The sequence below is a fragment of the Acinetobacter sp. P8-3-8 genome (genome assembly GCF_000214135.1).
Taxonomy (GTDB): domain Bacteria; phylum Pseudomonadota; class Gammaproteobacteria; order Pseudomonadales; family Moraxellaceae; genus Acinetobacter.
The window spans coordinates 91,767-104,717 of the sequence record NZ_AFIE01000008.1 but is presented as its reverse complement, the minus strand read 5'-3'; the positions used below and the strand labels follow the sequence as shown (position 1 = coordinate 104,717).

At 39.0% G+C, this 12,951-nt stretch carries 11 protein-coding genes; 2 read left to right on the top strand and 9 right to left on the bottom strand.

Features of this window, described 5'->3' with window-relative positions:
• Positions 1-44 precede the first annotated feature (44 nt).
• The 9 genes from GGG_RS0105955 to GGG_RS0105915 form a co-directional block, all read right to left on the bottom strand.
• A complete protein-coding gene (locus GGG_RS0105955; RefSeq protein WP_010113053.1) occupies positions 45-848 on the bottom strand; it encodes a putative RNA methyltransferase in 804 nt (267 codons plus the stop codon).
• A 70-nt stretch (positions 849-918) separates the two neighbouring features.
• Positions 919-2,037, bottom strand: a complete 1,119-nt coding sequence (gene mraY, locus GGG_RS0105950) for a phospho-N-acetylmuramoyl-pentapeptide-transferase (RefSeq protein ID WP_010113050.1) — start codon at positions 2,035-2,037, stop codon at positions 919-921.
• Positions 2,037-3,446 (bottom strand): UDP-N-acetylmuramoyl-tripeptide--D-alanyl-D-alanine ligase, encoded by a 1,410-nt coding sequence (gene murF / locus GGG_RS0105945; RefSeq protein ID WP_010113048.1) that lies wholly within the window; start codon positions 3,444-3,446, stop codon positions 2,037-2,039. Before murF ends, mraY begins: the two co-directional genes overlap by 1 nt.
• A 9-nt stretch (positions 3,447-3,455) precedes the next feature.
• Positions 3,456-4,952 carry a UDP-N-acetylmuramoyl-L-alanyl-D-glutamate--2,6-diaminopimelate ligase gene (locus tag GGG_RS0105940; protein ID WP_010113046.1) on the bottom strand — a complete coding sequence of 499 codons (1,497 nt, stop codon included), beginning with the start codon at positions 4,950-4,952 and terminating at the stop codon, positions 3,456-3,458.
• Positions 4,953-4,959: 7 nt separating this feature from the next.
• A complete protein-coding gene (gene ftsI / locus GGG_RS0105935; RefSeq protein WP_010113044.1) occupies positions 4,960-6,795 on the bottom strand; it encodes a penicillin-binding protein PBP3 in 1,836 nt (611 codons plus the stop codon).
• A 9-nt stretch (positions 6,796-6,804) separates the two neighbouring features.
• Complete coding sequence (locus tag GGG_RS0105930; RefSeq protein WP_010113042.1) at positions 6,805-7,137, bottom strand: cell division protein FtsL; 333 nt, start codon at positions 7,135-7,137, stop codon at positions 6,805-6,807.
• Entirely contained in the window at positions 7,134-8,060 is a 927-nt protein-coding gene (gene rsmH, locus GGG_RS0105925) for a 16S rRNA (cytosine(1402)-N(4))-methyltransferase RsmH (RefSeq protein WP_010113039.1), read from the bottom strand. The genes GGG_RS0105930 and rsmH overlap by 4 nt, the downstream gene beginning before the upstream one ends.
• 226 nt (positions 8,061-8,286) lie before the next feature.
• The gene (locus GGG_RS0105920) at positions 8,287-9,306 is read right to left on the bottom strand and encodes a sulfate ABC transporter substrate-binding protein (protein WP_029574470.1); all 1,020 of its coding nucleotides are present in this window, start codon (positions 9,304-9,306) and stop codon (positions 8,287-8,289) included.
• Positions 9,307-9,607: 301 nt separating this feature from the next.
• The gene (locus tag GGG_RS0105915; RefSeq protein WP_010113036.1) at positions 9,608-10,600 is read right to left on the bottom strand and encodes a sulfate ABC transporter substrate-binding protein; all 993 of its coding nucleotides are present in this window, start codon (positions 10,598-10,600) and stop codon (positions 9,608-9,610) included.
• Positions 10,601-10,974: 374 nt separating this feature from the next.
• On the opposite strand from GGG_RS0105915, the gene GGG_RS0105910 reads away from it, so the two are divergent.
• Positions 10,975-11,277 carry a hypothetical protein gene (locus GGG_RS0105910; RefSeq protein ID WP_010113034.1) on the top strand — a complete coding sequence of 101 codons (303 nt, stop codon included), beginning with the start codon at positions 10,975-10,977 and terminating at the stop codon, positions 11,275-11,277.
• 139 nt (positions 11,278-11,416) lie between these two features.
• Entirely contained in the window at positions 11,417-12,925 is a 1,509-nt protein-coding gene (gene gltX / locus GGG_RS0105905; RefSeq protein ID WP_010113032.1) for a glutamate--tRNA ligase, read from the top strand.
• The last annotated feature ends 26 nt before the right edge of the window (positions 12,926-12,951 follow it).

The window sequence follows — 12,951 nt, the reverse complement described above, 5'->3', positions numbered from 1 at the left end:
GATGGCGTTTTTTTTATTGAAAATTGATTGCAAAATTAAGCCCATTATTTTTTCTGAAATAAATAGATTTGAAATGCGGCCTTCAATTGAGTCTTGATTTGCTCTTCCAAAGCCAACCGCTTTTCAGGTTTTGCTTTATATGCATACGGCGTCATTGCAATCAGATTTTTCAATTGGATTTGATCCAACTCAAAATTTGATTCAACAATGGGATGTTCAATCAATTCAAAATGTTCTTTTAGCTGTTCAACAAACTTATGTGGTTCATGTGCTTTCACTTCTTCAAATAAGCCTTCACGCATTGCCAACAAATGTTCAGGCGCAGGCGTAACTACCATGAGATAGGCTTTAGGTTTCAATACACGCAAAATTTCTTCTTGAGGAATGGGGCTAAATAAACTGCTACACAAATCAATAGAATGATCTAGTACAGGTAATGTTGCACCTGTACCGACAATCCAAGTCACTTCCTTATTAAGCTTCGCTGCAACTTGTACTGCATTTTTTGCAATATCTACACCCACACATTGCATAACCTCATGTTGCATCGCATCGGTGTAATAACCTTCACCACAACCAATATCAAGTAGGTTTTCAATTTTTAATTCACGAATCTTTTCTACAACTGCTCGTTGTAATGGTGCATAAAAACCACCACTCAAAAATGCACGGCGTGCTTGTACAGATTCAGGTGTATCCCCTGGGTTTTTACTATGCTTATGCTGTACAACATGCAAATTGACATAACCTTGTTTTGCCACATCATAGCTATGATTGTTTATACAGCGCCATGTTTTATCCGTTAAGCTGAGCGCTTCACGACATACTGGGCACATCAACACATTCATAACATTCTCCAAACTCATTTAAAGTTATAAAAAAAGCCGGCAACTGCCGACTTTCTCAAACAACTTTTGCTTAACGCAATTTTAAAGTCATTAACCCTAAAACTACCAGCATAATTGTAATAATCCAGAAGCGAATGACCACTTGGGTTTCACGCCAACCTTTTTTCTCATAGTGATGATGCAAAGGTGCCATCAGGAATACACGTTTATTACGCATACGTAATGAACCGATTTGCAAAAATACAGAAATGGCTTCAACTACAAATACGCCACCCATAATCGCAAAAACGATTTCTTGACGAACCATCACCGCAATCGTACCCAACATAGCACCAAGTGATAATGCACCAACATCACCCATAAATACTTGCGCAGGATGTGCGTTATACCAAAGGAATGCTAAACCTGCACCGATCATTGCCGCACAGACAATCACCAATTCAGAGGTATATTTTACATAGGGAATGTGCAGATAATTAGCAAAACGAATATCCCCTGCCAAATAAGCAAACACACCCAAACCTGCTGCAACCAAAACGATTGGCATAATGGCTAAACCATCCAAGCCATCCGTTAAATTCACAGCATTTGAACCACCATTGATGACTAAATAGGTGAAAATAATGAAGCCTATTCCCAATGGAATTGCAGATAATGGAATACTGAGATTTTTAAAGAACGGAATCAACAAATCCAGCATATTCGCGGTATGCACAGGATTTTCTTGTTGTGTCGCAATGACATACAATGCAATGCCTGCACCTAGCGAACCTACTGAAGTCCAAAAGAATTTTTTCTTGGCAGGCAATCCCGCATTATCTTTATAACGAACTTTGATCCAGTCGTCCGCCCAACCCACAGCACCAAAAATAACCATCACGGCTAGCACAATCCACACATAAGGATTAGATAGATCTGCCCAAAGTAGGGTACTGATTCCAATCGAAAGTAGGATTAAAATCCCGCCCATCGTTGGCGTACCCATTTTCTTAGCATGGTTTTCAGGTGCAAAAGAACTCACCGCTTGACCGTATTTTAAGGCTTGCAGTTTACGAATCATGACTGGCCCCAAAGCCCAGCCAATTGCTAATGCAGTCAATACACTTAACAGCGCTCGGAATGACAAATATCGAACAACTTGGAACGCATTTTCATAACCCGCCAAGTGCTGAAATAACCAAAACAGCATTAAACTTTCTCCATCAAATCAGCCATCAACGTTTCCATATGGGTATAACGAGAACCTTTAAACAAGAAACTCATGGACTGTGGTTGATGTGTTTTAATTAAACTTAATAATAACGGTAGTGCTTGCTCTTGATTAAGAAAAGCTTGCATTTTTTTACCATACTGCGTGCTTCTTGCACCTTCTTGCGTTGCAGGTGAAAACTCACCAACAGCAACCACAAAGTTAATCCCTTTTACTGAAACAAGATCACGCCCCAACATATAATGTTGCTGCGCAGCCGAATCCCCGAGCTCACCAATATCACCAATCACCATCACCCGAACCCCCTCTTGCTGAGCAAGCACTTCTGCTGCAGCTCGCATTGAAGTCGGGTTGGCATTGTAAGTATCATCAATAAATAAATAATTGCCTTTACGAATAAAGTTTAAACGACCTTTCGCACCTTGTGCAGATTCCAGCCCCAGTACAATATCATCTAAATCAATACCTATTGCCAAAGCAAATGCTGTTGCTGCTTCCGCATTATGTACATTATGTTCGCCTGCAAATGGTAAATTTACTGTACGAACACCATTAGGCGTATTTATTGTGAATGTTGCAGATTGAGCTTGTAATTCAATTTCAGATGCGAAAACTTCACCACCTTGACCAAAACTCAATACATTTTCAGTCTGCACGGCTTGGCGAATGGTATCGCTAAAATCATCATTGGTTGGGACAATCGAAGTTCCAGCTTGATCTATATGCGCATAAATTTCTGATTTAGCACGGCAAATCCCATCACGCCCACCAAACTCTCCCAAATGTGCAGTCCCAATATTGAGAATACCTGCAACATGCGGTTGAACTAAGTTTGAGGTGTAATCAATTTCACCTTGATGACTGGCACCTAATTCCATGACAGCATATTGATGTTCAGCCCGAAGCTCCAATAACATCATCGGTACACCCAAATCATTATTGAGGTTACCACGTGTAATTAAAGTTGGTGCTAAACGTGTGAGAATACTACCTAGCATTTCTTTGGTGGTGGTTTTACCACTACTGCCTGTCAATGCAATCACTTTTAATTGCGGATGTTGCGCTCGACGATATGCACCCAAATGGCCCAATGCCAAGCGCGTATCAGCTACAACCAACTGACAAATATCAGTATCAATAGGCTGACTGACTATAGCCACTTGACAGCCATTTGCAGCAACTTGTGCAATAAAATCATGCGCATCAAAACGCTCACCTTTGAGCGCTAAAAATGCATCACCATTTTCCGCATGACGTGAATCCGTCAAAATACGTTTAATTTCACCTTGTGGTGCTTTGTCTAAATACCAATAACCTTGAGTCGCTTCAGCAAGTTGCGCTGCTGACCATGGCTCCAAAGGCACAGTACTTGTCGTAGAAGTATGCATCTCTTCTTCCTACTGAGCTGGATAAGCTGAATTTGGTTTATGGTGTTGTGCATCAATCGCCGATTGCACTTCCACGACATCATCAAACCAATGGCGTACACCATCAATTTCTTGATAATTTTCATGTCCCTTGCCTGCAATCACCACAATATCACCCGATTGTGCGTGTTTTACGGCATATTTGATTGCTTCACGACGGTCATGAATTTCATGTATCTCGCGTTGGCTAAAATCAACGTCACGTTTCATATCTGCAAAAATCTGTTCAGGATCTTCAGTTCGAGGATTATCTGAGGTCAATATGACAGGATTAGCTTGCTCTAATGCAGCTTTAGTCATCAATGGTCGTTTACCACGATCCCGATCACCACCACATCCAAAAACTGCCCAAAGTTGATTTTCAACATGGCGCTTTAAAGTTTTTAAGACTTGTGTCAAAGCATCTGGAGTGTGAGCATAATCTACAACAAATAGGCGATCTTCATCACGAATCACTTGCATCCGTCCTGGTGCGCCTTTGAGTTTTGGCACTGATGCAATCAATGCTTTGAGATCAAAGCCTGCTTGTTCAGCCACAATTAAACTGGCAACTAAATTTTCAATATTGAAATGTCCAAGCAATGGACTCTTCACAGTAAATTCACCTTTTACTGTTTTCAAATGAAAACTTGCACCTTCCAGACTGTATTTAATCCCAAAAACTTGATAATCAGCAGCTTTAGCTGTGGAATAAGTTAATACTTTTGGATGCGCTAAATTACTACTTGCAGCATTGAGCATGATATCGGCATGTGCATCATCCATATTAATCACAGCTACTTTTAAACTTGGAAATTTAAATAAGCGTGATTTTGCTTCTGCATATGCTTCAAGTGTTCCGTGATAATCCAAATGATCACGACTTAAATTACTATAGGCTGCGATTTCAATATCACAACCATTGAGGCGACCTTGCTCCAAACCATGAGAACTGGCTTCAAGTGAAACAAATTCCGCACCTTGTTGAGCAAAATCATGCAGTAAGTTTTGTAAATGCAGTGCATCCAAAGTGGTGTGCGAAGATGCTTCTAGGTTCGGTAAAATACCGTTCCCTGTTGTTCCCATCACCGCACATTTTTTACCTTGTAGCATGACTAATTCTGCAACTAAGCGTGAAATCGTCGTTTTACCATTGGTTCCTGTCACTGCAAGTACATGTGCAGCGCTCACTGGATCAGTTGCTTGTAAATATTGTTTTTGCCATTGCCCCATTTGCTGACGAACATCTGGGCAAACAAAAACATCTGCAAGTCCCAAGTCCGTTTCACTGACAATACCTAAAGCGCCCTTATCTAAAGCTGATTGTACAAATTGCAATGTTTTTTCAGGCTGAGAATAACTGGTCAAAGCGATAAAAATTTGACCCTGTTGTATCGAACGGCTATCCAGGCTAAACCCACGAAATGGCGCGGACATCCAAGGCAGTTGTGTTTCGACATTTACGATGTCTTGAAAATGAATCGTCATATTTTACCTATTTGGATGCTTTTGCAGTTTCTAACGGCTTATCGAGTGGAACATTCATCAATCTTAACGATTCTTGCATGATTCGAGCAAATACAGGGGCAGCAACAAGACCACCATAATATTGACCTCGTGGGTTTTCAACCACCACAATAATGGCTAAGCGTGGATCACTGATCGGTGCAACACCTGCGAATAGAGCACGATATTCAGTATTTGAATATCCTCTATGGTCAGGACGTAGTTTATGCGCAGTACCTGTTTTACCACCTACACGATAACCCGGAATATTAGCCTGCTTAGCAGTACCGCCCGGCATCGTGACTTGCTCTAACATTAACAAAATATTGTCTGCAATTTTAGTATCTAAAACCTGTTTGCCTTTCGGTTGATCTTCCAGCTTATATAAACTGAGTGGATATTCCACCCCATGATTAGCCAACATGGCATAACCTTGAGCCAATTGTAGAATGGTCGCATTTAAACCATAACCATAAGCCATGGTTCCGATTTGCGACGAATTTAATTTTTCAGGAGGGAGAACTAAACCACCACTTTCACCCGGGAATTTAACGGCTGAACGCTGACCAAATCCAACACGCTTAAAGAAAGTAGGTAAAGTTTCTTTGGGAAGTGATAATGCAATTTTTGCAGAACCGACGTTAGATGATTTAATGATCACCCCAGTCACGGTCAATGCACCATAATTATGCGTATCACGAATAGTATGCGAACCTAAACGCATAGAACCCGGACTGGTATTAATCACGGTATTAGGCGTGTATTGACCACTTTCCAACCCTGCGGCAATCGTGAATGGCTTCATGGTCGAACCGGGTTCGAACATATCAATCGCACCACGGTTTCGCATTGCATCCTTATTACTTAATCCATCTTTATCATTTGGATTATAAGAAGGCCAACTGGTCATGGCTAAAATTTCACCCGTCTTCACATCTACCGCAATCGCTGAAGCAGAACGTGCATTATTGGCAACACCGACTGCTGTTAATTCACGATACATAATATATTGCAAACGTGAATCAATACTGAGGGTGATGTTTTCACCTGTTTTGACTTCTTTAACCACTTCAGGTGTTGTAATGCGATTACCATGTTTATCGCGAGAAATTTTCTGCTCACCATCCTCACCAGCAAGGCGAGTGTTAAGCTTCATTTCCAAACCTTCAATACCTGTGCCTTCACTATTGGTCAAACCAATAATTTGAGCATTCGGTTGGGGTTGAGGGTAATAACGCTTATAGGTTTTTTCTGCATACACGCCTGCAAATTTACGTTGCGTGATTAAATCTGCTTGTGGTGGTGGAACTTCTTTTTTAAGCACTAAATAACGTGAACGAGGACGATCTGCTAATTTTTTCTTTAAATCCGCACGATCAATACCAACAACATCTGCCAATTCATCTAAATTTAAATTTTCATCAGGTAATTGACGTTTTAATTTACGACTGTTTGGGGTTTTCTGTAATTCAGCCGTAATTTTTTCGAACTGGTCTTTAGTTTCAAAATATTCACGTGGATCAATGACCACTTTCATAATCGGTGAACTGATCGCCAAAGGCACGCCATGACGGTCACTGATCACGCCACGCATGGCTTTTAATTTTTCAGAACGCAGAATATTGGCATTGGCTTTGTTTTGTAAAAAGTCTTTATTAATGACTTGAACATAAAATGCACGACCGACCAATCCTACAAAGCAGAGTAAAACGACACCCCACAATAAATAAAAACGCCACATTTCCAGAGAAACGGTGTTTTTCTCTGTAATCGATGGCTGCTTTTTACGTGGCTGCCGAGTCTGTTTAGTTTGCTTATCTACCATACAGATGCCTTACTTCTTCTGCTCTGATTCAGACGGTAATGAAATGACAACTGTTTGTGCAGCTGGCGGTGAATACATTCTGAGTTGTGTAACTGCACGTGTACCAATCTGAGCAGTCGCCCCAAAGGTTTGTTGTTCGATCAACAAGCGTCCCCATTCCGCATTGATGTCTTCACGCTCACGCATATAACTATTTAAATCACGAAAATCATGACGATAAGCAAAGACTTGCATGACCACCATAAATGCGCTCGTCAGTACCAAAAAAATCACTATGCCATAAACAATAAATTTTTTTATTGTCAACTTTTGTGTTGATTCTTCTACAATTTCTTCTTTCATTCTGCGCCTTTATGTTCTAAGCGTTCTGCAACTCGAAGCCAAGCACTGCGTGAACGAGGATTTGCTTTCACTTCCTCTTCACTTGCACGAATCCGATCTACTTTTTTCAGTCTACGTGTGTCTTGGACTTTTTGTGGTAATCCCCAACCATTATCTTCAGCCAAAGTTGATTCTTTTTGAATGAATTGCTTAATAATTCGGTCTTCAAGTGAGTGGAAACTAATCACCGCTAAACGTGCATGTGATTTTAGCAAATCTACAGCTTGAGGTAAAAAATGATGAACATCATCGAGTTCTTTATTGATTTCAATACGAATGGCTTGAAAGGTTCGTGTAGCAGCATGTTTATTTTTTTCCCATTTCGGATGGGCTACTTTCACAATTTCAGCCAATTGTGCTGTTGTTTCAATATAACCTGCATTTTTAATGGCTTTGGCAATACGTCGACTATAACGTTCTTCACCATATTGAAAAATAACATTAGCAAGATGTTCTTCTTCAACACTCACTAACCATTCAGCAGCAGTTTGTCCCTGAGAATTATCCATACGCATATCAAGTGGGCCATCTTTCATGAAACTAAAACCACGATCTGCTTGATCTAACTGTGGCGATGAAACACCTAAATCTGCCATAACACCATCCACCTGATAAATATCAAGTTGATTGAGTTCTTGTTGTAAATCTGCAAAGCTGGCATGAATAATTTTAAATCTTGGGTCTTCTTTTTCGAGTTGATAAGCCACTTCTAAAGCTTGCGGGTCTTTATCAAATGCATATACACGTGCATTTTCATCTAATTTAGACAGCAATAAACGCGTATGCCCGCCTCGCCCGAATGTCCCATCCACGTAAATTCCTGTATTGCGATCTGCAAGTAAAGCATCGACAGTTTCATGTAGTAATACAGAAATATGAGACATAAGTATGGTTTCAGTTCAATCAAAAAAGTAACTGCACATTATTACCTTGTTTTACAAAAGCTCCAAACGACTTTTTGTAGGGAAATATTACTTTTTATAGAGAAAACCGTTTTAAGCAATTTTTTACGATATTTCTGAGCATTATTTTAGATTTTCAACCCGATCATTTGTTAAAAAACCTCCAAAATGGAGGTTTTTTAACATCAGAACAAATGCTTTAAGTAAATTAACGCTTTGAACTATATATTTGATCAAACACGCCGCCATTTACAAAGTGTGTTTGTTGCGCTTTTGCCCAACCACCAAAGACTTCATCAATCGTGAATGTTTTTAACGGTGGGAACTGTTTTGCATATTTTGCCAAAACTTTTTCATTACGTGGACGGTAGAAATGACGAGCAGCCATATCCTGTCCTAATGGAGAATACAAATAATTGATATAGCCTGTAGCTAACCATTTATTACCATTCTTCTCTACGGTTTTATCTACGATTGCCACTGAAGGCTCAGTTAAAATCGACATAGATGGATAAATAATATCAAACTTATTACCCAAGGTTTTCTTGCTGATCATGGCTTCATTTTCCCATGTCAGTAGTACATCACCAATGCCACGTTCAGCAAAAGTCGTCATTGAAGCACGTGCTGCTGGATCCATGACTTTTACGTTATGGTACATTTTAGACACAAATTCACGTGCTTTGGCATCATTACCACCCGGCTGTTTAAGCGCATAACCCCACGCCGACAGATAAATCCAACGTGGTAAACCGCCCGTTTTAGGGTTAGGGGTAATAATTTGCACACCCGGTTTGGTTAAATCCGTCCAATCTTTAATATTTTTTGGATTACCTTTACGCACCATAAATACAATGGTCGACGTATAAGGTGCTGAGTTATAAGGAAACTCTTTTTCCCATCCTGGATTGATTTGACCTGATTTAGCAATTTCATTGATGTCATTTGCCAAAGCTAAAGTCACTACATCACCTTTTAAACCATCAACAACGGCACGTGCTTGTTTGCCTGAACCACCGTGCGATTGTTTAAAGTTAACGGTTTTACCTGTGCGCTTTAACCAATATGTACCAAATGATTGATTAAACTCATCGTAAAATTCACGTGTTGCATCATAAGAAACATTCAAAAATTCACGGTCTGCTGCATGCGAAGCTGTCGTAGTCGTCAAATTCAAACCAGCTACAAAAAGCGCTGAAGCGAATAACGCTTTTAAATTAGTTTTCATCACTATATCAATCATTCATCTATCATTGACTTCAATATATGAGATTCGTTGATAAACTGCAATTTGATCAATGATCAAATGATGTCTTTATGACTTTAACTTTACTTTTAGATGTCAGCTCTTAGAAGTCACCTATTTTTTGTATGAAAATATAAATCCACTGAGATATTCATATATTCACATTTTAAGAATAAACCACAGCAATTATATGAGAATTTAAGCTTCTTCGATCCAGTTAAAATCATACGAAAATATATGATTTGCAAATGCATTTCCGAAGCCTTAAATCATAGAGTACGAACTATCTTTCAGCAGTAAATTGATCGTAAATCCCGCCATTCGCAAAATGTGTTTTTTGTGCTTTAGCCCAACCACCAAAAACTTGATCTATCGTGAATAATTTAATTTTCGGAAATTTTCCAGCATACTTTTTAGCTGCTTGAGCATTACGAGGGCGGAAATTATATTTTGCCGCAAGATCTTGTCCTACAGGTGAATATAAGTAATTCAAATAGCCTTTTGCCAAATGACGATTGCCGTCTTTATCTACAGTTTTGTCGACGATGGCAACTGATGGTTCTGCCAAGATTGAAATTGATGGATAAATAATTTGATATTTATCTTTATCTGGCCCCGAAGTTGCTAAGAGCGCTTCATTTTCCCAAGACAGCAATACATCTCCAATTCCACGCTCAGCAAAAGTCGTTAATGAGCCCCGCGCACCCGAATCTAAAACTTTCACATTTTTATAAAGTTGCTTAACCAACGCCCTCGCTTTAACATCATCGCCGCCCGGTTGTTTTAAAGCATAGCCCCATGCAGATAAATAAATCCAACGGGGTGCTCCTCCCGTTTTTGGATTAGGTGTAATAATTTCAACATCAGGTTTAACAAGATCATTCCAGTCTTTAATCCCTTTTGGGTTACCTTTCCGTACTAAAAAAACAACTGTTGATGTATAAGGTGCTGAATTATTGGGAAACTCTTTTTGCCAATTTTTGTCAATCAACCCTGCATTGACAATTTCATCAATATCATTCGCCAAAGCCAAAGTCACAACATCCGCCTGCAAACCGTCAACCACCGAACGTGCTTGCTTCCCAGAACCACCATGCGATTGTTTAAACTCAACGTCTTGCCCCGTTCTTTGCTTCCAAAAAGTACCAAAGCTTTTGTTGTATTCCTGATAAAACTCTCGGGTTGGATCATAAGATACATTTAAGAATTCTTTTGCTGCATAGCTTTGCCCCACACCCAATAAACTTACAAAACCCAATACAAATAATTTTTTCATTTAAGTTCTCATTTAATATCAATTTACCGATCATTAAATGCACTATATTTATAATTTTTTATTTTAACAATCATGCAGTTATAACATTTAAAACTATTCAATCCATAATTCTAGATATCTAAAATAATGTAAACTTTATCTTTATTTCTTTGAATAATGACTCAGCAACATTGATTAGCGTGTGATTCTTCACTATTCATTCATATTTCTATGTTATTTATTAAATTATTACATTTCGTTTCAATGATTGTTTATTAGACATTTTTTGTGTAGTATTATTAAAAAATGTGACGCAGTTATACATTTTAGTAACAAAGTTTGCTACAATTTAGTCTGTGGAAAACAATAATCAACCATCTAGGGGAGTTGATGGCATGGACAAACAGTTAATATCTATATTGGGTTTTAGTCTCGTTTTATTTGCACAAACGGGGCATACAGCTGCGATTAAAGACACAAATAAACCAATTCAATCGACCATTATGATTGAAAAGCAATCACCGATTGAAAAAGCATTGAGTCAACAAAAACGCAGTGATTATCTTTTGGTTTCTGATAAAGACCAAATCAAAGTTTTGACATCAATCAAAGTCGCACCTGCGCAGAATTTTTTAGCTGAACAACACCAAAAATTTTCACGTTTTGTTCAAGCTTTATTTCAACCACACAACTCTTAACAACATGATTTAACGAAAATAAATTCGAAGCTCCCTAAAAGAATTTATAAGCCCAATCGTTTATTGGTGAATTAACCCTTAAGCGTTTGGGCTTTTTCGTTATAATGGCTTTAATTTACATTCTGAATAATATTTAGTTATGAAAGTCCGTACTCGTATTGCACCCTCTCCTACTGGTTTTCCACATGTAGGTACTGCCTATATTGCTTTGTTTAACTTATGTTTTGCTCAGCAGCATGGTGGCGAATTTATTCTTCGTATTGAAGATACTGACCAACTGCGTTCAACACCTGAATCTGAGAAAATGATTTTAGATTCACTCCGTTGGTTAGGTCTAAATTGGTCAGAGGGACCCGATATTGGTGGCCCACATGCACCTTATCGCCAATCCGAACGTATGGGTATTTATAAAGACTATGCTTTAGAACTGATTGAAAAAGGTCACGCATTCTACTGTTTCGCAACAGCCGAAGAGTTGGATCAAATGCGTGCAGAACAACAAGCACGTGGTGAAACACCACGCTATGATGGTCGTGGGTTAAAGCTTTCTCCAGAAGAAGTACAACAACGTTTAGGTGCAGGCGAACCGCATGTGATTCGTATGAAAATACCTGAAGATGGTATTTGCAGATTTGACGATTTGTTACGTGGCGAAGTTGAAATTCCTTGGACACAAGTAGACATGCAAATTCTACTCAAAACCGACGGTTTACCCACTTATCATTTAGCCAATGTAGTCGATGACCATTTAATGGAAATCACCCATGTAATCCGTGGCGAAGAGTGGATTCCATCTGCACCGAAACACCAATTACTTTACCAATATTTTGGTTGGGAAATGCCTGTTTTATGCCACATGCCATTGTTACGTAATCCAGATAAGTCGAAATTATCAAAACGTAAAAACCCAACATCGATCAACTACTACAAAGACATTGGTGTATTGCCTGAAGCCTTATTGAACTATTTAGGTCGCATGGGTTGGTCAATGCCTGATGAGCGTGAAAAATTCACACTTGCTGAAATGATCGAACACTTTGATATCCAACGTGTATCTTTAGGTGGTCCAATTTTTGATGTTGAAAAATTAAATTGGCTCAATGGTCAATGGATCAAAGGTTTAACACCTGCTGAGTTATTAGATACTTTGCTGGCATGGAAATCTGATCGTAAAACATTAGAAGAGATTGCTGCTGCTATTCAACCACGTATTCACTTACTTTCAGAAGCTGTAAATTGGGCAGGTTTTTATTTCAACCAATTCCCAACATTGTCAAAAGAACAATTTGAAAGTAAAAAGCTGTCTGAAGAACAAGTTCGCCAAAGCCTACAATTTGCGATTTGGCGTTTAGAAAGCTTATTTACGTGGAATAATGACACGGTTAGCCAAACTTTAATGGATTTGGCAAATCAGATGGAAATCAAACTACGTGATTTCATGCCAGCATTCTTCATTGCAATCGCAGGTTCAACTTCATCAACTCCTGTTATGCAGTCTATGGTCACGATTGGCCCTGATTTAACTTTTGCTCGTTTACGTCATGCGCTTGAAATTGTAGGTGGACCGAGCAAAAAAGAAGCGAAAGTTTGGGAAAAACTCAACGAAAGCTTAAAATTGCCGAAAAATGATGCAATCGATGAAGCTTAATTAAATTTTCTGTTGACGTGTGAGCG